Below are 23,339 nucleotides of genomic sequence, written 5' to 3' on the forward strand. Positions count from 1 at the left end.
GCCGCGGGTCTCCCCTGCGGCCCGGCTCGCTGATGGTCTTCGCCGTCAGAAGTGGTAGGCGGCGCGGGCGCTGGCGGACTGGCTGAGGAAGGCGCCGCCGATATCGGCGGTGTACTCGCCCTTCAGCTCGAAGCCGCCGGCCCGGAACAGCTGCAGCCCGACATCGATCCGGCCCAGCACGTCCGGCGAGTCGATCCGGTCGCTGAAGGTGCCGTTGGCCGAGGACGCCCCGGCGAAGCTGGAATGGATCGTCCGGGTGTTGTCCGGCTGATAGCTCATGCCGAAGGCGACATAGGCCCGCAGCGCGGTCTCCGGGTCCAGGTCGAGCCGGCCGCCGAACTCCACCATCGGCGACAGCGCCACGCTGGTCTTGCTGCTGCCGCGGACGTCCAGCGCGTAGAGGTCGTCGCCCTTCTCCTCGAAGCCGGGCAGGTCGGTGTAGATCACGTCGAGATCGCCATAGGGCCGGATGTACCAGTCGGCGAAGGCGATCTCATAGGCCGCGCGCAGCCGGCCGCCGGCCAGGAAGATGCTGGGATCGCTCTTCAGCGTCTCGCTGGCGATGCCGGGGATGTCGACCCGCCGGTCGGCCTCGAACGAGCCGCCGGCGAAGGCGACGGAGCCTGCGAACTGCCACGGCCCCATGACCCGCTTCACCGTGACCGAGCCGTCATAGGTGTCGCCGTTGCCGGAGGAGCCGCCATCCATCCGCGCCCAGCTCTGGCCGAAGCCGAAGGAGGCGCCGAGATACCAGTCGGGGGCGATCTCGTGCTGGGCGCCGATCCGGTAGGTGGTGCCCGAGACGTAATAGCCCTGGGTGTCGCTGGTGGAGGACTGGTCGGTCCAGCGCCCGGTGACCTTGGCCCAAGCGCAGTTGTCCTCGCCCAGCAGCACGCTGTCGTCGATGAAGACCGGGCAGCTCATCGCCGCGCCGAGGATGGTGCCGGCCGAATTGGCCAGGGCGATCGACTGGGCATGCGCCGCCTTGCTGGACCAGGCATCCAGCGCCGCCTTGTAGTCGCTGCGGTCGTTGATCGTCGACAGCTGGGCGAAGCGGGTGGCGAAGGCCTTGTCGCCATTGTCCCAGGCCCGGCCGTAATAGCCGGCCAGCGAGGACTGGCTGCCGTTCAGCGCCACGCCGCCGGGCTTGAAGTCCGACCGCGGCGCCAGGGTCAGGGTGTTGCCGGACTGGGCCGTGTCCCAATGGAACAGCATCGCGTCCAGCCCGTCGGCGGTGGAGGTGAGGTGCCCCGCGGTCACCACCGGCAGCGCGCCCGGCAGCAGCGTCAGCACCGTCGGCACGATCTTGCCGTCCAGCGTTGCCGTGCCGTCGACCTGCAGGTGCCCGGCCGTCTTGTTGAGCGAGTCGACGGTCACGCCCAGCCGGCCCTCACCGGTCTGGATGAAATCCCCGGTGACCCTGGTGCTCCGCAACTCGCCCGGCAGGCCCAGATTGAAGGTGCCGGTGTTGGTGACCGATGCGGCCTCCACCATCGGACCGGCGTTGTAGGTGCCGTTCTGGCTGAATTGGCCGCCATTGGTGTAGAGCGAACCGGTGATCTGCCCTTCCTCGTTGTCCACCGACACCTGCCCGCCGCCCGTGGCGATGACCGCGGTGCCCGCCGTATCCAACACCGTCGTGATCGTCGCGCCCGGCTGCAGGCTCACGGAGCCGCCAGCGGCGCCGTCGATCTGGATACCGCTGCTGCCGATCTGGCCGGGCATCGCCGCCGTGCCGCCGCCGCCAGTGACCGACACGAAGTCGCCGAGAAACACAGTCGTGGAGCTTCCGGCGCCATTGGCTCCAGTGCTCTGTGCAAAAATGCCGATCCCGTTGTCCCCGGTGGCCGCGATGGCGCCGTTCGCGTCGACGTTGACGGTGACGCTGCCGCCGGAACCGCCATTGCCGTTCGAGGTGCTTCCCGCGAAAACCGCATTGCCGTCGATGGCCAGGCCGCCGCCGCCGCCGATGCTCTGCGCCAGCACACCGACCGCGCCGGCACCCGAGACATTGACCTGGGCGTTGTTGTCGACCCAGACGGTGACGGCACCGCCGTCGCCCGCGCCGGCCGAGGACCGCGGGCCGGTCCAGCTCGTCGAGACGGCCGGCACGCCGGGATCGGGATCGGCGACGCGGATCACGCCGCCGCCGCCGCCGATCGACTGCGCCACGATGCCATGCGCCGCGACACCCGTCGTCGTGATGTTCAGGTCGTTGCCCGTCACCTCGACGCTGCCGCCGGCGCCGCCCGAGGCATTGCCGCCGAGTTGCGTCGTCACGGACCCGGTGCTCGGCTGCACGGTTCCGATACCGCCGCCGCCGCCGATCGACTGCGCCAGCACGCCGAAGGCGTAGTCACCGGTGGTCGTGACATTCAGCGGATTGCTGGTGGAGATCACCGGCGTCAGCAGCACGCTGCCGCCGTCGCCATTCGCGTCCTGGCCGCCGCCGACGGAGAGCTGCATCGATCCGCTGGCACTGCTGCCGAAGGCGGAGCCGAACAGGCTGCTGCCGGCGCCGGCGACGCCGCCGCCGCCGCCGATCGACTGCAGCACGATGCCGTCCGCCGCATCCCCGGCGGTCGCGATGCTGGTGCCGTCGGTGTTGTCGTATTGAGCCAGCACCGAGCCGCCGTCGCCACCCACGCCGCCCTTGCCGCCGGTCGAGGCGCCGACCGTGATCCAGCCGGTGGCCGAGTCGGAGCCGTCGGCGCCGATGCCGCCGCCGGCGCCGACGCTCTGCGCGATGATGGCGGACGCCGCATAGCCGGAGGTGGCGAGCGCGGCGCCCTGGTCCAGGTTGACGGTCACGTCGCCGCCGTCGCCACCCCCGCCGCCCTGGCCGCCGAGAGCCAGCGCCAGGTTGACGGTGATCTCGGGCACGCCGCCCGTCCCGGCCGCGGCCGCGCTGCCGCCCTTGCCGCCGCCGCCGCCGATCGACTGCGCCACGATGCCGTTCGCCCAATCCCCCGCCGTCGCGACGGCCGCGGAAAGGTCGACCTCCACGGTGCCGCCCTGGCCGCCGCCGCCGCCCGCGCCGCCGATGGACAGGGCCAGGGTGGTGTCGAACGGAACCGAGCCCTTTTTCAAGTAGTCGTTGATGTTGCTCTCCGCCTGGCGGGCGGTGAACAGATCGATGATGGGATTGTCGGCCGAGCCGTCGGACCCTGCCGTCCCGCCCAAGCCGCCCCCGCCGCCGACCGACTGCGCCAGGATGCCGGTCGCGTCGCCGCCATCCGTGGCGACCTCGCCCCCGACATCGACCGTGACGTTGCCGCCGTCGCCGCCACCGCCACCGGTGACGCCCAGGCCCAGATTCAGGCCCGGCTTGTAGGTGACGTTGCCGATGGAGAAGGTCTGGGCGACGTTCATCGACGCCCCCTGAGACGCGCCGCCGCCGCCGCCCAGCGACTGCGCCAGCATCCCGACCGAGCCCGAGCCGTAGGTCGTGATGCTGCTGCCCTCGAACAGCGACACCTGCACCTCGCCGCCCGCGCCGCCGCCGCCGCCGGTGGAGCCGAGATTCGCGGCGATCGCGGTGCTGGACCCGGTGCCGAACTCCTGCGTGGTGCCGCCGCCGAACCCGCCATTGCCGCCGCCGCCGCCGACCGAGTGCGCCGTCACGCCATTCGAGTAATCGCCATAGGTGACGATGGAGGTCCCGGCGCTGCCGCCGGCATCCTGCTGCAGCGTGCCGTTCGAGACGGTGCCGCCGATCGCCACCAGCACCTCGCCGCCATCGTTGGCCCCGCCGCCGGACCCGCCGATCTGCATGGTCGCCGCGACGCCCAGGGAAGCGGCGCCTTCCGGCACGGTCTGCCCGTACCCCAGAACCATGGCCGAGGCGGACGAATCGCCCCCGGCGCCGCCGCCGCCGCCGATCGACTGCACCAGCACCCCGGTCGAGCCCTGGCCGCGGGTCACGATCGAACCGCCATTCGACAAGCCGAATTGCGCCGTCCCGCCCGAGCCGCCGGTGCCGCCGGTCCCGCCCATCGCGGCACTGACGGCGACGCCCACCTGGTTGCCCGTCGGGTCCAGCGGCACCGCGATCGCCAGCGCCTCGGCCGAGGCGTTGCCGCCTAGACCGCCGCCGCCGCCGATCGACTGCACCACGACGCCGAAGCTGTCGATCGGCAGCGTATTGCAGAGCACCGTGCCGCAGTGCCCGTTGGTCACGGTGCCGCCCTTGACCAGGAAGTCATCCTGGCCGGTCGAGATGAGACTGCCCACCACGGTGGCCGACGCCGTGCCGCCGTCGCCGCCGCCGCCGCCCGAGCCGCCGACCGCCACCGCGGCCGAGAAGCCCGGCCCGACCGAGCCGGCCATCGAGCTGCCGCCGGTGCCGCCGCCGCCGCCGATCGACTGCGCCACCAGGCCGGGCGCCTTCGACCCGGAGGTGCCGATCGTCGCAGTGTCCATCGTGATGCTCGCCGACCCGCCGGAGCCGCCGTCGCCGCCCGCGCCGCCGATGGCGACCGTGGCGAAGAGCCCCGCGCTGCTGGCGTTGCCGGCATTGCCGCCGCCGCCGCCGATCGACTGCATCACCACCGCCGCCGCATTGTCGCCCGATGTGGTGAGCTGGGATTCGGTGTCGAGCGTCGCCTGGACCGTGCCGCCGCCGCCGCCAGCGCCGCCGGCGCCGCCCACCGCGACGCCCAGGCCCGATCCAGCGCCGCCGTCGCCGCCGCCGCCGCCGATCGACTGGCCCAGCAGGCCGAAGGCGGAGAGTCCGCTGGTCGCGACGCTGCCACCGGTCACGCTGAAGGTGACGTCGTTCCCGGCGATCTCGAAGACATTGCTGGTGGCGCTGCCGCCGACGGTATACAGCCCGCCGCTTGCATCGCCGCCAACCCCGCCGCTGCCGCCGAGAGACTGCGCCAGGATGCCCTTCGCACCCGCGCCGCTCGTGATGATCGACCCCGTATTCGACACATCGATCGTCCCGACGCTGCCGGCCGAGGCGCCGGTGCCGCCGCTGCTGCCGAAGACCCCGTAGGAGCTGCCGCCGCTGCCGCCGGCGCCGGCTATGGATTGCGCGACGATGCCGGTGGCCTGCGCCGTGGTGATCGTGCCCGCGTTGGTGATCGTCAGATTGCCGGCGTCGCCGCCGACGCCGCCATTGCCGCCGCCGCCGCCGTCGCCGGTCTCACCGTTGCCATTGCCGCCGGCACCGCTGAAGCTTTGCGCCAGGATGCCGAAGGAGTTGGATCCCTGCGTCTTGATCGACGAGGCGCCGTCGAGCCAGATCGACAGAGCGCCGCCATTGCCGCCGCTGCCGCCGCTACCGCCTCCGCCTTCGCCGATCCCGGCTCCACCGAAGCCGCCGGTGCCGCCGGTGCCGCCCTCCGATCGCACGGCGATGCCGGGGGAGTTTGTGCCCTGCGTCGAGATGGTGGTGGACGCCAGCGCCACGGTCACGCCGGCGGAGTAACCACCTGCACCGCCATTGCCGCCAAAGGCACTTCCGATCGTCCCCTGGGCATCGCCGGCATTGCCGGCGTTGCCGCCGATGCTGGCCACGAGGATCCCGGGCGAGGTGCTGCCACTGGTGGTCACGTTGATGGGCGAGCCAGAAACGCCGACGAAGTTGATATTGGCCGTCGACTGGACGTTGCCGCCATTCCCGCCGGCACCGCCGTCCGCGTGGCTGAAGTCGACCTCGGATCCGCCCGCGCCCCCGGCACCGGCCTGCAGCACGACCGCGACGCCCGCCGAGTCCGTGCCGGCGGTGGCGATCGGGATCGCCCCGAACTCGGCCTCTACCGAGACCACGTCCGACGGCAGCACGACACCACCGCCGTTACCGCCATTGTTGTGCCCCGACGACTGGTCCGGGTTGCAGTCGGCGCCGTACTGGCAGCCGCTCAGTGCGCCGGCGCCGCCCACGCCATACACCAGAAGACCGGGCAGCTTGTCGCCGGTTGTGCTGACACCCGCATTCCCACTCACCTGGATGGTGGCCCCGGCGACGGCTCCCCCATTGCCGCCGGCCTTGTTGTCATCGCCACCACTCTCCGGCCCCAGGCCGCCCGATCCGCCGAATGCCGCGGCCATGATACCGGCGCCGAGATAGGCCGATTGCGCGGAAGGCGGCGTGCCACTCATCGTCACGATGACGTCTCCACCCGCGTGCTTGACCGTGGCGATCCCGCTGTCGCCACCATTGCCGCCCGGGGAGCTCGAATTCCAGTTGCCGTTGCCGCCCTGGGACTGTGCCTGTATGCCGTAGACGCCGTAGCTGGTGGTCCCGGCGCCTTGCCAGGTCCAGTCGACGGAGATGGGGTTGATATTCGTGACGTAGGCGTAGCCGGCATTGCCGCCGGCGCCTCCGCCGTTGCCGGGGCCGCCCGAGCTGCCGTCGCCGCCAAAGGAGAAAGCCTGGAGGCCGGCGAAGCCGAACTGACCTGTGGCCGTCGCGACAATCCCTCCGGAGTTGTTGATCTGCGCGCCCGACGAGGAACCACCAGCGCCTCCCGACGCTCCGGCGCCACCCTCGTCGCTGGCCCAGATTGCCGCTCCGCTCCCGATCGTCCCCTGCGTCGGCTCCAGGAAGATGGACCCGCTGTTTATGATCTGTAGGCCCGAATTCGTGTTGCCTCCGGAGTTGCCGGAGCCGGCGCCCTGTTGTGCCCAGATGCCGAAGGCGTATTGGGAGTAGGAGCCCGAGCTCGCGGATGCCGTGATGGTCCCCTGGTTGTCGATGATGATGCCGTTGGTATCGCCCGTTCCGTAGGCGGAATAGCCCAGCACGGTGTCGCTGCTGTTCGTGAGCACGACGTTGAAGGTGGCGTAGGAGTTGACGACCAGATTCTGGCCGGCGGAAATGTTGCCGGCGGGCTCGCTCGTGCCCACGCCGGGGGACGTGTAGGTGCCCCCGGCGACGGTGCAGGTGTAGCTGTTGTTCTGCACCCCGCAGCTCTGCTGCGCCGCGGCGCTGCCGGGAACGGCCAGCCAGGCGGCCGTGCCCAGCAGCAGGGCGCGCAACGTCGTCGGCCGGCCTGCCAAGCAGGCATCGATCCCTCGCATCATGGCGACCCCTACTGATTATATGGCTGCTGTGGCCCGGCGGCTCAGGCCGGCGCGGGGCGTAGAATCGAAGCTCATGATCGGAAGATGTCCGGCAAGTTGAAAGGCGCCACTACGAAAGGCCGCCATTAATCTACAAGCGGGATCTGCTGTATCAGATCCCGTCAACTCGAGATTCCCAACCATACCTTCCCCTCTTCCGACCATCACTTGGTTTTATCTTTATTAATTCTGCCGCTCGTATTGTGCTATCACAATAGAACGAATTTTATTGATCAATGATACATTGCCGACACACTACCTAGTGTCAAGAATATAGGCCGAAAGTTAAGTTCTTATTAACGCAATAATCTGTCGTCGTGCTGCAGTTTTGTATCCGTGGATGCCCGGCTGGCATCCACCATCCCGCTGGCGGCAGGTCGCTTGGCACAAAGACCGGACCGCGGGTCTCCCCCGCGGCCCGGTCCATTGCCGATGGCCCTCGCCGTCAGAAGTGGTAGGCGGCGCGGGCGCTGGCGGACTGGCTGAGGAAGGCGCCGCCGATATCGGCGGTGTACTCGCCCTTCAGCTCGAAGCCGCCGGCCCGGAACAGCTGCAGCCCGACATCGATCCGGCCCAGCACGTCCGGCGAGTCGATCCGGTCGCTGAAGGTGCCGTTGGCCGAGGACGCCCCGGCGAAGCTGGAATGGATCGTCCGGGTATTGTCCGGCTGGTAGCTCATGCCGAAGGCGATATAGGCCCGCAGCGCGGTCTCGGTATCCAGGTCGAGCCGGCCGCCGAACTCCACCATCGGCGACAGCGCCACGCTGGTCTTGCTGCTGCCGCGCACATCCAGCGCGTAGAGGTCGTCGCCCTTCTCCTCGAAGCCGGGCAGGTCGGTGTAGATCACGTCGAGATCGCCATAGGGCCGGATGTACCAGTCGGCGAAGGCGATCTCATAGGCCGCGCGCAGCCGGCCGCCGGCCAGGAAGATGCTGGGATCGCTCTTCAGCGTCTCGCTGGCGATGCCGGGGATGTCGACCCGCCGGTCGGCCTCGAACGAGCCGCCGGCGAAGGCGACCGAGCCGGCGAACTGCCACGGCCCCATGACCCGCTTCACCGTGACCGAGCCGTCATAGGTGTCGCCGTTGCCGGAGGAGCCGCCGTCCATCCGCGCCCAGCTCTGGCCGAAGCCGAAGGAGGCGCCGAGATACCAGTCGGGGGCGATCTCGTGCTGGGCGCCGATCCGGTAGGTGGTGCCCGAGACGTAATAGCCCTGGGTGTCGCTGGTGGAGGACTGGTCGGTCCAGCGCCCGGTGACCTTGGCCCAGGCGCAGTTGTCCTCGCCCAGCAGCACGCTGTCGTCGATGAAGACCGGGCAGCTCATCGCCGCGCCGAGGATGGTGCCGGCCGAATTGGCCAGGGCGATCGACTGGGCATGCGCCGCCTTGCTGGACCAGGCATCCAGCGCCGCCTTGTAGTCGCTGCGGTCGTTGATCGTCGACAGCTGGGCGAAGCGGGTGGCGAAGGCCTTGTCGCCATTGTCCCAGGCCCGGCCGTAATAGCCGGCCAGCGAGGACTGGCTGTCGTTCAGCGCCACGCCGCCGGGCTTGAAGTCCGACCGTGGCGCCAGGGTCAGGGTGTTGCCGGACTGGGCCGTGTCCCAATGGAACAGCATCGCGTCCAGCCCGTCGGCGGTGGAGGTGAGGTGCCCCGCGGTCACCACCGGCAGCGCGCCCGGCAGCAGCGTCAGCACCGTCGGCACGATCTTGCCGTCGAGCGTCGCCGTGCCGTCGACCTGCAGGTGGCCGGCTGTCTTGTTGAGCGAGTCGACGGTCACGCCCAGCCGGCCTTCCCGGGTCTGGATGAAATCCCCGGTGACATGGGTATTTCGCAGCTCGCCCGGCAGGCCGAGATTGACGATGCCGCTGTTGATGACGTTGACCTGTGCTTCGGAACCAGCCATCCACGTGCCCTTGTTATTGAGGCTGCTGGGGGTGTAGCAGGTACCGTTATTGCATATCTGGCCTCCATTGGTGAGGACACTGCCGATGATGGTGCCAGTGATGGGGGTGCCGTCGACGTTGCCGCTGTTGTTGGCGATGGCGACCTGTCCGCCACCGGTGACCTGGATGGCCGTGCCACTGGTCCCGTTGCCCGTCGTGATCGTGGCCCAGTCATTCGTCACCCAGGCCGTCGGACTGTTCGCCGGCGTGTCGACCCAGACACCCACGCTGCCCGATCCGGTGCCGCCGGACACGGTCGTGCCCAGATTGCCGTAGTTGTTGATCACAATGTCGGTGCGGCCTGTCGAGCCGGCAGCGTTCTTCGTCCCGGCAGCGCTGCCCGTGCTCTGCGCGAAGATACCAATTCCGTTCTGACCCGTCGCGGTAACGGAAGCATTCACGCTCATCGTGATGGCTCCGCCCGAGTTGCTGGTGGAAGTGGCGACCGAGCCGGCATAGATCGCGCTGCCGTCCTGGATCAGCCCGCCACCGCCGCCGATCGATTGCGCGACAATGCCGATTGCGCCTGCTCCCATGACATTGATGTCCCCGTATTCGGGAACCGTGATGGTCACATCCCCACCCGAGCCGCTGCTCGCATGCCCGTTCCCGAAGCTGTAGGGAATGTCCGCCTGCAACTGCGGGGTGTCTCCGGCGGCGTTCACGAGGCGGATGACGCCGCCGCCGCCGCCGATCGATTGCGCAACGATGCCGTGCGCGCCTATGCCCTGCGCGCCTATGCCTCCTGTCGTGATCGGGCCGCTCTGCACCGTGACGGATCCGCCATTGCCGCTGCTGTTCCAGCCGCCGATGGACAAGTCCACTGAACTTGCGGCCGGCTGACTGGTGACGATGCCGCCGCCGCCGCCGATGCTTTGCGCCAGGATTCCGGATGAATTGTTGCCTGTCGTCGAAATCGCGAGGCTTGGCTGGGACGTGAACGTCACTGTGCCGCCAACGCCGTCGCCGTCCTCGCCGCCGCCTGCCGAAAGGTTCAGCGTACCCGACGGGCTCCACGACGTGTCGAAGACGCTGCTGCCGGCACCCGCGATCCCGCCACCACCGCCGATCGATTGCAGAATCACGCCGTCGGCCGCCTGACCGCTGGTGGCGATGGTGGAGGAATTGGAGTTCGTGTCGATGACCTGCGCCGCACCGCCGTCGCCGCTGGCGCCCTTATTGCCGCTGCGGCTCTGTCCCACGGCGATCTCGCCCGTCGCGCGGTCGGAACCGTCGATGCCGATGCCGCCGCCGCCGCCGATGCTCTGGACCACCACCGCTGCTGCGCCGAATCCCGCAGTGCCGATGTTCGGATTGCCCTGGTCCAGATTCACGGCAGCGGTGTTGCCGTCGCCGCCGCTGCCGCTCTTCCCGGCGACGAGATGCGTGAGATCGATCGAGATCTGATCGGACGGCCCAGTGCCGGTCGCGGCGGCGGTTCCGGCCTTGCCGCCGCCGCCGCCGATCGACTGCGCGACAACGCCGTTCGCCCAATCCCCCGCTGTGCTGATCGCGGCCGACAAATCCACCGAAACCGTGCCGCCGGTCTCGCCGGCCCCGCCGGTTCCGCCGATCGAGAGAGTGAAGGCCGTGCTGATCGAGGGCGGTTTGCCGTCGAAGAAGTTCGCGACCTGGCTGACCAGTTGCCGTGCCTTCAGGTCGGGAAGGATCGGATTGTCCGCCGAGGCGTCGGCCCCGGCCGATCCGGCGAGCCCGCCGCCGCCGCCGATCGACTGCGCCAGCACGCCGGTCGCATCACCGCCATAGGTGGTGATCGGGGCCTGCACGCTGACCGCCACGTCACCACCGGCACCGCCGCTGGCGCCCGTGGTGCCGAGGTCGACCGTCACGCTCGGTTTGATGGTCGGGGCCTTCGGCTCGTCGTCATCCGTGCTTGGCGTGTAGGTCTGGGCGAGGCTGAAGGAGCCGCCCTGGGACGTGCCGCCGCCGCCGCCGACCGACTGCGCCAGCATGCCGACCGCCCCCGAACCATAGGTCGTGATGCCGTTTCCGGCGAAGAGACTGGCCTGCACGTCGCCGCCGGCGCCTCCGGACCCGCCTGTCGAGCCCAAGGTGACCTTGACCGCCCCGCTGGCTCCGGTGCCGAAGTCCTGCGTGTTGCCGCTGCCGGTCCCGGCATCGCCGCCCCCGCCGCCGATCGATTGCGCTTTCAGCCCGTCCGCGAAGTCGCCATAGGTGACGATGGCGGTCGGGGCGAGGCCCTGGTCGGGGGTGAGGTCGAAACCGCCCTGGCCCTGATTCTGGGTCTGGTCCCATGTGGCCGTGCCGCCCAGCGCGACTCCCACCGCGCTGCCCGCACCGCCGCCACCGGCGCTGCCGCCCATCGAGACGGTGATCCCCAAGCCTTCCGAGTTCGCGCCCTTGGGGACCGACAACGCACCATATCCCAGCACTGCGGCGCTCGCGGAGGAGTCGCCGCCGGCGCCGCCGCCGCCGCCGACGCTCTGGACCAGCACGGCCGTGGATCCCTGGCCGTTGGTGGTGATCGTGCCGCCGTTCGACAGCGAGAATTGCGCGGTTCCGCCGGCGCCGCCGCTGCCGCCTTTCCCGCCCAGGGCCACTGAAGCGGCCACCCCGACCTGGCTGCCGGCGCCTGTCACCGGGATCGCGATGGCCACGGCCTTCGACATCGCCGACCCGCCGAGACCGCCCCCGCCGCCGATGCTCTGGACCACAACCCCATAGCTGTCGACCGGAAGCGTGTTGCAGGGCAGCGATGAGCAGCTGCTCGGATCGCTGCTGTCGCCCGTGAGCCCTTGATCCTGGCCCGTCGCGATCGAGCCGCCCGTCATCGCGACCTCGACCGTACCGCCGGCCCCGCCGGCGCCGGCCGTACCGCCGACCGACACGTCGGCCGCAAAGCCGGGTCCGATCGAGCCGGCGAAGGCCTGGCCGCCGTTTCCGCCGCCGCCGCCGACCGACTGCGCGACAAGGCCGGGCGACTTGGAGCCGGCGGTCGTGATCGTCGTCCCGGTCGACGTGATCTGGGTCGGTCCGCCATTGCCTCCGTCACCGGCCGCGCCGCCGATCGTGACCCCGGCGAACAGCCCCCCGGTTGCGGCATTGCCGGCGTTGCCGCCGCCGCCGCCGATCGACTGCATCACGACGGCGGCGGACCCGTCGCCCGACGTGCTGATCTGCGAGCCGGGGTCGAGCGCGGCGACGACCCATCCGCCGTTGCCACCGCCCGCGCCGGTGCCGCCGATGGTCACGGCAACGCCGGACGCGCCGCCGCCATCGCCGCCGCCGCCGCCGATCGACTGGCCGAGAACACCGATGGCGGAGATGCCGCTGGTCGTGATGCTGTCGTCACTCGTGGTCCAGGGCTCGCCGTTGCCTGCCGTGAAGCTCACGGTGCCGCCGTCGGCCGCGAAGCCACCGCTGCCGCCGACATTCGCGATCACGCCGCTGGCGCTGCCGCCGGCGCCGCCGCCGCCGCCGATGGACTGAAGCAGGACGCCGAACGCATTCGGGCCGATCGTCGTGATCGTACCGTTGTTCTCCACGCTGGCCTGGTCGGAGGTGCCGCCTGCGGCCCCGGTGCCGCCGTTGGAGTGGAAGAGACCCCAGGAGGCGCCGCCGGATCCGCCGCCCCCGGCCAGCGATTGTGCGACGATGCCATGGGCCGCCTGGCCCTGGGTACTGATCGAGCCGTTGTTGTTTACCGTCGCCGTGCCCGCATCGCCGCCCGTGCCGCCCGTGCCGCCGCTGTCGTTGTTTCCGTATCCCCCCAGGCCGGCTGCCCCGCCGAGAGACTGCGCCAGGATGCCGACGGAACTGTTCCCTGTCGTCGTGATGACGGAGCCGTCGCCGACGGTGACCGTCACCGCGCCCGCGGCGCCGCCGTTCCCACCGTCCCCGCCCTTGAATTTCTCACCATCTCCGGTGCCGCCGTCGCCGCCCGCGCCGCCCTCGGACTGGGCGACGATGCCGGGAGCGGAGGTGCCGCCGGTCGAGATGATGGCGGTCAGGCCGACAGAGGAGTCGCCGATATCGCCAGCGACAACGACGTCACCGGCTGCGCCACCCCCGCCGCCCGCGCCGCCGGAGCTGTCACCACCCAGGCCGGTCTCTACATAGCCGCCGATGCCGCCTTGCCCGCCGAGACTGACGGCATAGACGCCGGGCGAGCTGTTACCCGCCGTGGTCGCGGTGACGGCATTCGCAGTCGCGCCAGCCAGGATGATGCCGACGGTGCCGGTGACCGCACCGCCGCCGCCGCCGACGCCGCCCGTGACGCCTCCGGCGCTGTCGCTGTTGGATCCGCCGACCCCTCCGACGCCCCCTTGGCCCAAGGCCAGGAAGCCGGGCAGGCTGTTGCCGGACGGAGCCTCAGCCGCGCTCGTGGCCGAGACCGTCGGCGCGTTGACCGTTCCTCCCGCGCTGCCGGGACCGCCGAAGGACCCACCCGACGCTCCTGTGGTGCCGAAGGTGCAGTCGTAGTAGATCCCCTGCGGGCAGCTTTGCGCCGCGGCCGGGTCCGGCATGGCCAGCCAGGCTGCGGTTCCCAGCAGCCCGGCGATCAGGCGGCGCCGATGCAGGACCGGTTGACGTGGCGGCGCCGTTCTGAAGGCTGCCGGGCTCGCAGCTGATGCCTGCGCCCGGCCGCTCGGGGCACCGGAAAGACTCGCCACCGCGTCGTTGACCAAGCTCGCCCCAGGCTTGAAGCCTGTCCCGGACAATCTTTCCGCCATGATCCCCCCAACCCCTCGCTCAAATGCAAACCGCTCATCCACGGGAACGGCCGAGGCGAAGGTTATTGCCCTACGTATTCCGGTCATAGATCCAGTTGGGGGGAATCGATGGGTCCAGATCCGGCCAAGGACTTATCATTTGCTAGTATTTGGCCCTCTGGCGCTGCTTTGCTGTCGAGACAAGAATCCCATAGCCGGCTCGACAATCAACGGCGGCGGTTTCATTTCGCTGTCACAGAGGCGGCGCGCGAGTGCCCTGGCCTCCTCTCCGCTCACGGCCGGGAGACTGATGATCGCCAGATCGAAGCAGGCCGGGCCGCGGGTTTCCCCCGCGGCCCGGCTCGCTGATGGTCTTCGCCGTCAGAAGTGGTAGGCGGCTCTTGCGCTGGCGGACTGGCTGAGGAAGGCGCCGCCGATATCGGCGGTGTACTCGCCCTTCAGCTCGAAGCCGCCGGCCCGGAACAGCTGCAGCCCGACATCGATCCGGCCCAGCACGTCCGGCGAGTCGATCCGGTCGCTGAAGGTGCCGTTGGCCGAGGACGCCCCGGCGAAGCTGGAATGGATCGTCCGGGTATTGTCCGGCTGGTAGCTCATGCCGAAGGCGATATAGGCCCGCAGCGCGGTCTCGGTATCCAGGTCGAGCCGGCCGCCGAACTCCACCATCGGCGACAGCGCCACGCTGGTCTTGCTGCTGCCGCGCACATCCAGCGCGTAGAGGTCGTCGCCCTTCTCCTGGAAGCCGGGCAGGTCGGTGTAGACCACGTCGAGATCGCCATAGGGCCGGATGTACCAGTCCTGGAAGGCGAACTCGTAAGCCGCGCGCAGCCGGCCGCCGGCCAGGAAGATGCTGGGATCGCTCTTCAGCGTCTCGCTGGCGATGCCGGGGATGTCGACCCGCCGGTCGGCCTCGAACGAGCCGCCGGCGAAGGCGACCGAGCCGGCGAACTGCCACGGCCCCATGACCCGCTTCACCGTGACCGACCCGTCATAGGTGTCGCCGTTGCCGGAGGAGCCGCCATCCATCCGCGCCCAGCTCTGGCCGAAGCCGAAGGAGGCGCCGAGATACCAGTCGGGGGCGATCTCGTGCTGGGCGCCGATCCGGTAGGTGGTGCCCGAGACGTAATAGCCCTGGGTGTCGCTGGTGGAGGACTGGTCGGTCCAGCGCCCGGTGACCTTGGCCCAGGCGCAGTTGTCCTCGCCCAGCAGCACGCTGTCGTCGATGAAGACCGGGCAGCTCATCGCCGCGCCGAGGATGGTGCCGGCCGAATTGGCCAGGGCGATCGACTGGGCATGCGCCGCCTTGCTGGACCAGGCATCCAGCGCCGCCTTGTAGTCGCTGCGGTCGTTGATCGTCGACAGCTGGGCGAAGCGGGTGGCGAAGGCCTTGTCGCCATTGTCCCAGGCCCGGCCGTAATAGCCGGCCAGCGAGGACTGGCTGCCGTTCAGCGCCACGCCGCCGGGCTTGAAGTCCGACCGTGGCGCCAGGGTCAGGGTGTTGCCGGACTGGGCCGTGTCCCAATGGAACAGCATCGCGTCCAGCCCGTCGGCGGTAGAGGTGAGGTGCCCCGCGGTCACCACCGGCAGCGCGCCCGGCAGCAGCGTCAGCACCGTCGGCACGATCTTGCCGTCCAGCGTTGCCGTGCCGTCGACCTGCAGGTGGCCGGCCGTCTTGTTGAGCGAGTCGACGGTCACGCCCAGCCGGCCTTCCCGGGTCTGGATGAAATCCCCGGTGACATGGGTATTTCGCAGCTCGCCCGGCAGGCCGAGATTGACGATGCCGCTGTTGATGACGTTGACCTGTGCTTCGGAACCAGCCATCCACGTGCCCTTGTTATTGAGGCTGCTGGGGGTGTAGCAGGTACCGTTATTGCATATCTGGCCTCCATTGGTGAGGACACTGCCGATGATGGTGCCAGTGATGGGGGTGCCGTCGACGTTGCCGCTGTTGTTGGCGATGGCGACCTGTCCGCCACCGGTGACCATGATCGCCGTGCCGCTGCTTCCGTCGGCCGTCGTGATCGTGCCCCAGTCGTTCGTGACATAGGCCAACTGACCGTTCGCCGGAGTGTCGATCCAGACGCCCGCGCTGCCTGATCCCGTACCGCCGGAGACTGTGGTGCCCACGTTGTCGTAGTTGTTGATCTGCACATTCGCGCGTTGGATCGAGGTTCCGTAGCCCGCGACCTGGGCAAAGATACCGATCCCGTTCTGACCCGTGGCCGAGACCGAGCCGTTCACCGTCACCGTGACGGGGCCGCCGATAGCGCTGCCGCTGCCATGGCCAATCAGGGGGACGCCCGCAAACATCCCGTTGCCGTTGGTGATCAGCCCGCCGCCGCCGCCGACGCTCTGCGCGAAAATCCCGATCGAGCCCGGCCCGCTCGCGTTGATGGAAGCGCCCTGATCGATCGTGACGTTCACCGCGCCGCCATTGCCGGTGGAGGGGTTGAACTGTGGTGTATTGTTCCCGTTGGTGTAACCGGTCGCCAGCCCGGGGACGTCGCCCGGGTAGCCGATGACCCGGAGGGCGCCGCCGCCGCCGCCCACCGACTGGGCGAAGATGCCGAACGCGCCGGTGCCGGAGGTGCTGATCTGGCTGCCGCCGCCGAGGGTCACATTGACCGGCCCGCCATTGCCGGTGCCCAGCCCGCCGACTTCGGTGATCTGGGTCGACGTGCTGCGATTGGCGCTGACCAGGCCGCCGCCGCCGCCGATGCTCTGCGCCAGGATGCCGAAGCCGCTGTAGCCCGATGTCGAGATCGCGACGGAGCCGTTGCTGGAATCGAAGGTGACGGCTTCGCCGTCGCCATTGGCCTTCCCGCCGCCGCCGACATTGAGCTTCAGCGGCTGGTTCGGCGAACCGCCCGCGGCTTGGCCCGGCATTTGGGGTCCGCCGTTCTGGGACCAGAAGGAGGAGCCGGCGCCGCCGATGCCGCCGCCGCCGCCGACCGACTGCAGCACCACGCCGTCGGCCGCGGCGCCGGCGGTGGTGATGTTCGCCGTGCTGCTGTTCGAACTGGCGAAATTCACGGTGCCGCCATTGCCGCCGCCGCCGGTGTCGTCGTTGTTGCTGCTGCCCTGGACCGCGCCGCCCACCGTGATGGTGCCGGTGGCGACGTCGGTTCCGTCGCCGCCGATGCCGCCGCCCCCGCCGATGCTCTGCCCGACCACGGCGGCCGCGGCGAACCCGCCGATGACGTTGCCCTGCGCATTGGGTGCGCCCGTGGCCACGGATACGCCCTGGTCGAAATTGATCTGCACGACGCCGCCGTCGCCGCCGCTGCCGCCGGTTCCACCGATGGCATGGACGAAATTCGTCGAGATCTCGGCGAAATTGCCGGTGCCGGTCGCGGCCGCGGTGCCGCCCTTGCCGCCGCCGCCGCCGATCGATTGCGCGACGACGCCCTGGGCCCAGTCGCCGGAGGTCGCGACCGGGGCCGAAAGCCCGGCCGTGACGGATCCGCCGGTACCGCCCGACCCGCCGGTGCCGCCGATCGACAGGCCCAGGGTGACGTTCACGGCCGGCACCGAACCGCTGTTGTTCAGGCCCTCGAAGGTGGCCGAGATGTCGCTGCCGAACTCACGGGCCTGCAAGGCCGTGACGATCGGGTTGTCCGTGGATGCGTCGGAGCCGGCCGAGCCGCCGACCCCGCCGCCGCCGCCGATCGACTGCGCCAGCACGCCGGTCGCGTCGCCGCCATAGGTAATGATCGGGGCCGCCACATCGACCGTCACCGTGCCGCCGGTGCCGCCGCTGACGCCATTGCCGCCCAGGTTGAAATTGCCCCCCGGCTTGACGGTCTTGTCGTCCCCCGAGAAGCTCTGGACGACGTTGAACGACCCGCCCTGGGAGGAGCCGCCGCCGCCGCCGATCGACTGGGCCAGCAGGCCCATGGCGTTCGATCCATAGGTCAGGATGCCGTTGCCGGCATACAGGTCGGCGGTCACCGATTGGCCGTCGCCGCCAGTTCCCCCCTTCGACCCGAGGGTGACGCTCAGCGACGTGGTCGCCGACGTGCCGAAGCCCTGGGTGCTGCCGCTGCCGAAGCCGGCATTGCCGCCGCCGCCGCCGATCGACTGCGCCTTGATCCCGTCGGCATAATCGCCATAGGTGACGATGGAGGTCGGGGCGCTGCCGCCCTGATCCGCCCCGCCGGAGACGGTACCGCCGACCGCGACCTCTACGTCTCCACCACTGCTGCCGCTGCCGCCTGTGCCGCCGACCATGAAGCTGAGCGTCATTCCGAGCGATTGCGTGTCTTTGGGCGCGCCGTTCGCCCCATAGCCCAGCACCGCCGCCATCGCCGAGGAATCGCCGCCCTCGCCGCCGCCGCCGCCGATGCTCTGGACCTGTACGCCGGTCGAGCCCGCGCCGCTGGTGACGATGCTGCCGCCGTTCGACAGGGAGAACTGCGCGGACCCGCCTTCATTGCCGGATCCGCCCTGCCCGGCCAAGGACGTGGCGATGGACAGCGAGGCCGTGTCGTCGCCCGTCGGCGGGGCGATCGAGACGGCTTTCGCGACCGCCGTGCCGCCGGTCCCGCCGCCGCCGCCGATGCTCTGGACCAGCACGCCGATGCTGTCGATCGGCAGCGCGTTGGAGGACGGACCGCTGCCCACGCCGTTGACCAGCGCCGACGCCTGTCCCGTGGCGATCGCGCTGTTCGCCACGGTGACGGCCGCCGTGCCGGCATTGCCGCCCGCCCCGGCCGCGCCGCCGATCGCCACCGACGCGTCCAAACCGACCCCGATCGAACCGGCGAAGGCCTGGCCGCCGTTGCCGCCGCCGCCGCCGATCGACTGCACAATCAGGCCCGGTGCCTTGGACCCCTGGGTGACGATCGTCGCCCCGTTCGCGGCGATGGTGGCATTGCCGCCGCCGCCGCCCTTTCCGCCGGTGCCGCCGACCGCGAAGGATGTGAAGATCGACCCGCTGGCAGCATGGCCGGCATTGCCGCCGCCGCCGCCGATCGACTGCATGACCACCCCGACGCCGTTGTCGCCCGTCGTCTGGATGGCCGTGCCCTGGTTGAGCGAGGCGGTGACCTGTCCGCCGCTCGCCGCCGTCCCGCCGCTGCCGCCAAGGGTGACGGAACCGCCGGTTGCGCCGCCGCCGTCGCCGCCGCCGCCGCCGATCGACTGGCCCAGCGCGCCGATCGACGAGATGCCGTTGGTGGTGATCATGCCGCTCGACGTGAAATCCACCGTGCCGCCGGCGGCCCCGGTGCTGCCGCTGCCGCCGAGGCTGGAGATCGGACCGCTGGCGCCGCCGCCGGCGCCGCCGCCGCCGCCGATGGATTGAAGCAGAACGCCATGCGCGTTCGGGCCGGACGTCGCGATCGTTCCGTTGTTCTCGACGCCAACTCCCAGAGTGGTACCGCCTGTGGCCCCCGAGCCGCCGTTGGAGTGGAAGAGACCCCAGGAGGCGCCGCCGGATCCACCGCCCCCGGCCAGCGACTGTGCGACGATGCCATGGGCCGTCTGGCCCTGGGTGCTGATCGAGCCGCTGTTGTTCACCGTCACGGTGCCCGAATCGCCGCCCGTGCCGCCCGTGCCGCCGCTGTCGTTGTTTCCTGCTCCACCCAAACCGGCTGCCCCGCCGAGAGACTGCGCCAGGATGCCGACGGAACTATCCCCCGTCGTCGTGATGACGGAGCCATTGCCGACGGTGACCGTCACCGCGCCCGCAGCGCCACCGTTCCCGCCGTTCCCACCGCTGAAGTGGCCATTTCCGCCGCCGCCGCCGTTGCCGCCACCGCCCTCGGACTGGGCGACGATGCCGGGAGAGGAGGTGCCGCCGGTGGTGATGATGGCGGTCAGGCCGACCGAGGCGTCGCCGATATCGCCGCCGACAACGACTTCACCGGCCGCTCCGCCCGCGCCGCCCGCGCCGCTCTTGCTGTCACCACCCAGGCCGGTGTCTACATAGCCGCCGAGACCGCCTTGGCCGCCGAGACTGATGGCATAGGCGCCGGGCGAGCTGTCACCCGCCGTGGTCGCGGTGACGGCATTCGCAGTCGCGCCGGCCAGGATGATGCCGACGATGCCGGTGACCGCACCGCCGCCGCCGCCGACGCCGCCCGTGACGCCCCCGGCGCCGTCGCTGTTCCCTCCGCCGGTCCCTCCGGCCCCCCCTTGGCCCAAGGCCAGGAAGCCGGGCAGGTTGTCGCCGGACGGAGCCTCAGCCGCGCTCGTGGCCGAGACCGTCGGCGCGTTGACCGTTCCTCCCGGGCCGCCCGGGCCACCGAAATCCGTCCCGCCCCCCTGTCCCGCGGTGCCGAAGACGCAGTCGTAGTAGATGCCCTGCGGGCAGCTCTGCGCCGCGGCCGGGTCCGGCATGGCGAGCCAGGCTGCGGTTCCCAGCAGCCCGGCGACCAGGCGGCGATGCAGGACAGGTTGACGTGGCGGCGCTGCTCCGAAGGCTGCCGGGCTCGCGGCTGATGCCTGCGCCCGGCGGCTCGGGGCGCCGGAAAGCCTCGCCACCGCGTCGTCGGCCAGGCTCGCGCCAGGCCTGAAGCCTGTCCCGGACAATCTTTCCGCCATGATCCCCTAAGCCCCCCGCTCAAATGTCACCGCTCATCCCACAGGCGCGGCCGAGCGAAGGCTATTGCCGTACGTATCCCGGCCATAGATCCAGTTGGGGTGAATCGATGGGTCCAGATCCGGCCAAGGGTCTATCATTTGACAGTATTTGGCCCTCCAGCGCTGCTTTGCTGTCGAGACAGAACCCCATGGCCGGCTCGACAATCAACGGCGGCGGTTTCATTTCGCTGTCACAGAGGCGCCGCGCGAGTGCCTGGCCTCATCTCCGCTCACGGCTGAAGGCTGATGATCGCCAGATCGAAGCAGGCCCGGATAATCGTCGACGCCCCTCGCCGTGAGAAGCGGTAGGCGGCTCTTGCGCTGGCGGACTGGCTGAGGAAGGAGCTGCCGACATCGGCGGTGTACTCGGGACCACGACCCCGTAGCTGTCGACCGGAAGCGTGTTGCAGGGCAGCAATGAGCAACTGCCCGGATCGTTGCTGTCCCCCGTGAGCCCCTGGCCCTGGCCGGTCGCGATCGAACCGCCTGTTATCTCGACGACAGCCGCGGGTCCGGATTCTGGCTTCGACGGGGTCTTGATCGTGACGCTCGATCGTCGTTTTGCCTTTGGCGATCCGATGGCACAGCTCGGCCGTTACTTGTCATGCGGACTCGCTGCGTTATTCCGCACTGACGGGCTGCTTGCCGACGGCAGATGCCCGCGTGACCGCGAACTCTGATCGGATCCCGGCTGGATCGTTATTGACTGATTAGTCCATAATCCTTATCCATATCGCATGGTGAGACCACGAGAATTCGATCGCGACGACGCGCTGCAGCGGGCGATGCGGGTGTTCTGGGCCCGCGGCTTCGCCGCGACCTCGACCGACGACCTGGTCCAGGCGATGGGGATCGGCCGGCAGAGCCTCTACAACGCCTTCGGCGACAAGCGGCGGCTGTATCTCGAGGCGCTGGAGGCCTATCAGCAGGGCACGGTCGCCGGCCATCTGCAGCGGCTGCGCGCCCCCGCCTCGCCGCTGGCCGGCCTTCGCGACCTGCTGCTCGGCCTGATCGCCGAGGATGACGCGCTGCGGGGCCTCGGCTGCATGGGCGTGGGCTCGGTCGGCGAGTTCGGCGCGTCCGATCCGGATGTCGCCGTGCTGGGGGCGAAGGCGGCGGCGCCGCTGCGGGCCCGGCTGGTCGAGCGTATCCGCGAAGGCCAGGCGGGCGGCGAGATCGCCCGGGAGATCGACGCCGGGGATGCCGCGGATTTCGTCGGGATGACGATGACCGGGCTGCAGCTTGCCGCGCGCGGCGGCGCCGGGCTCGCGGATCTGCGCCGGATGGCGGCCTTCGCCATCGATCGCCTGACGGCACGATAGAAGGCCGGCCGGCTCCGGCCGGCTTTGTCATGATCAATTATGGACCAATCAGTCAAGAATGGACGCGAAGATGAGCGACGACATGGCGGTTCGGCAGAAGGTGGCGCTGGTGTTCGGAGGGTCGCGCGGCATCGGCGCCGCGGCCGCGACGCGGCTGGTCCAGGACGGGTTCGCGGTCGCCCTGACCTATGTCTCACGGCCGGACAAGGCGGAGCAGCTGGTCCGGACCATCGAGGAAGGCGGCGGCCGGGCGTTGGCGGTCGAGGCCGACAGCGCCGACCCGGCGGCGATCCGCGCCGCGGTGGCGCGGACGGTTCAGCGCTTCGGCCCGATCGACGCCGTGGTGGTCAATGCCGGCATCCTGCGCCTGGCCACGGTCGACGCGTTCGGCCTGGAGGACCTCGACCGGATGCTCGCCATCAACATCCGCGGCGTGTTCCTGGCGATCCAGGCGGCCACGGCGCAGATGCGCGACGGCGGCCGGGTGATCACGATCGGCAGCAATACGGCGATCCGGGCCAGCATCCGGGGCAGCAGCGTCTACGCCATGACCAAGGCGGCGGTGGCCACCATGGTCAAGGGCATCGCCCTCGACCTGGCGCCGCGCCGGATCACCGTCAACAACATCCAGCCGGGGCCGATCGACACGGACATGACCGAAGGGCATATCCCCGCCTTGACCGGGATGGTGCCGCTGGGCCGCGTCGGCCAGCCGCGGGAGGTCGCGACGCTGGTGTCCTATCTCGCCGGCGACGAGTCCGGCTACATGACCGGCGCCAGCCTCACCATCGACGGCGGCTTCGTGCTCTGACGCCAGTAATTCTCAGGAGAGATGCTCGACGGACGCGGTGAAGACGTAGCCGACGCCGCGCTCGGTCTTGATCAGCCGCGGCGCGCCCCGGTCGGCCTCCAGCTTCCGCCGCAGCCGCAGCACCTGGACATCGATCGACCGGTCGAAGATGTCCTCGTGCAGGCGCGTGGCCTGCAGCAGCTGCACGCGCGAGAGCGGCCTCTGCGGCGCGTCGATGAAGGCGACCAGCAGCGCATACTCGCCCTTCGACAGGCTGACCGGCGACCCGGCCGGATCGGTCAGGCTGCGGAGGCGGCGGTCGAGGACCCAGCCGCCGAAGCGGACGCGGCCACGGTCCCGATCCGGCCCGCCTCCCGGTCCCGGCCAGGCGACCAGCCGCCGCCGCAGCACGGCCCGCACCCGGGCGACGAGCTCGCGCAGCCCGACGGGGGCGGTGATGCAGTCATCGGCGCCCAGCTCGAGGCTCAGCACGCGGTCGAGCTCGTCGTCCTGGGTGATGGTGATCACCGGGACGTCGGACTGCGACCGGATCGCGCGCAGCGTCTCCAGCCCCTCGGCCCGGCAGAGATGCAGGATCACCAGATCCGGCCCCCTCGCGGCCAGGCCGCGCAGCCCGTCCTGCAGGTTCGATGTCGTTCGGACTCGAAATCCGTAGCGGTCGAGATAGCCGGCGATCGAGCCTGCGGTGACCGGGTCGCCTTTGATCACCAGGATTCGTGTCGGATATTCACTCCCGAAGCTTGCCAGGACGTCGGTCGCCTGGGTTACCGGGGTATCGATGTTCATGATGGGAGACGCTCCACAGTCCGGAGACTTCCGGCCGCTGCCAAGATGCTTGCGCCTGCCGTTCGGCAACCTACGAGCGGACGTTACGGTCCATGTCGTCGCACCACCG

General features: G+C 70.1%; 7 protein-coding genes. 3 read left to right on the plus strand and 4 right to left on the minus strand.

Annotation, left to right across the window (positions count from 1 at the left end; all coding sequences use genetic code 11):
• Window positions 1-45: 45 nt before the first annotated feature.
• The 3 genes from QFZ27_RS06310 to QFZ27_RS06320 form a co-directional block, all read right to left on the minus strand.
• Window positions 46-7,032 (minus strand): hypothetical protein, encoded by a 6,987-nt coding sequence (locus QFZ27_RS06310; protein WP_429225240.1) that lies wholly within the window; start codon window positions 7,030-7,032, stop codon window positions 46-48.
• A 484-nt stretch (window positions 7,033-7,516) separates the two neighbouring features.
• Window positions 7,517-13,522, minus strand: a complete 6,006-nt coding sequence (locus QFZ27_RS06315) for a hypothetical protein (protein ID WP_429225241.1) — start codon at window positions 13,520-13,522, stop codon at window positions 7,517-7,519.
• Window positions 13,523-14,089: 567 nt separating this feature from the next.
• Entirely contained in the window at window positions 14,090-20,068 is a 5,979-nt protein-coding gene (locus tag QFZ27_RS06320) for a hypothetical protein (RefSeq protein ID WP_429225242.1), read from the minus strand.
• Window positions 20,069-20,715: 647 nt separating this feature from the next.
• On the opposite strand from QFZ27_RS06320, the gene QFZ27_RS06325 reads away from it, so the two are divergent.
• The 3 genes from QFZ27_RS06325 to QFZ27_RS06335 all read left to right on the plus strand — a co-directional run bounded on the left by QFZ27_RS06325 (window position 20,716) and on the right by QFZ27_RS06335 (window position 22,444).
• The gene (locus tag QFZ27_RS06325; RefSeq protein WP_429225243.1) at window positions 20,716-20,991 is read left to right on the plus strand and encodes a hypothetical protein; all 276 of its coding nucleotides are present in this window, start codon (window positions 20,716-20,718) and stop codon (window positions 20,989-20,991) included.
• A 57-nt stretch (window positions 20,992-21,048) separates the two neighbouring features.
• Entirely contained in the window at window positions 21,049-21,633 is a 585-nt protein-coding gene (locus QFZ27_RS06330) for a TetR/AcrR family transcriptional regulator (RefSeq protein ID WP_429225244.1), read from the plus strand.
• A gap of 70 nt (window positions 21,634-21,703) precedes the next feature.
• Entirely contained in the window at window positions 21,704-22,444 is a 741-nt protein-coding gene (locus tag QFZ27_RS06335; protein WP_429225245.1) for an SDR family oxidoreductase, read from the plus strand.
• A 12-nt stretch (window positions 22,445-22,456) separates the two neighbouring features.
• Here the strand turns inward: QFZ27_RS06335 and QFZ27_RS06340 are convergent, their stop codons facing one another.
• Window positions 22,457-23,230 (minus strand): winged helix-turn-helix domain-containing protein, encoded by a 774-nt coding sequence (locus QFZ27_RS06340; RefSeq protein WP_429225246.1) that lies wholly within the window; start codon window positions 23,228-23,230, stop codon window positions 22,457-22,459.
• Window positions 23,231-23,339 lie beyond the last annotated feature (109 nt).

This window comes from Inquilinus ginsengisoli (genome assembly GCF_050434925.1).
GTDB lineage: Bacteria > Pseudomonadota > Alphaproteobacteria > DSM-16000 > Inquilinaceae > Inquilinus > Inquilinus ginsengisoli_B.

Coding starts and splice junctions, on each gene's coding strand:
- QFZ27_RS06340 (WP_429225246.1), bottom strand. CDS start 23,230: ATGAACATCGATACCCCGGTAACCCAGGCGACCGACGTCCTGGCAAGC.
- QFZ27_RS06320 (WP_429225242.1), bottom strand. CDS start 20,068: ATGCCGGACCCGGCCGCGGCGCAGAGCTGCCCGCAGGGCATCTACTAC.
- QFZ27_RS06315 (WP_429225241.1), bottom strand. CDS start 13,522: ATGCCGGACCCGGCCGCGGCGCAAAGCTGCCCGCAGGGGATCTACTAC.
- QFZ27_RS06330 (WP_429225244.1), top strand. CDS start 21,049: ATGGTGAGACCACGAGAATTCGATCGCGACGACGCGCTGCAGCGGGCG.
- QFZ27_RS06335 (WP_429225245.1), top strand. CDS start 21,704: ATGAGCGACGACATGGCGGTTCGGCAGAAGGTGGCGCTGGTGTTCGGA.
- QFZ27_RS06310 (WP_429225240.1), bottom strand. CDS start 7,032: ATGATGCGAGGGATCGATGCCTGCTTGGCAGGCCGGCCGACGACGTTG.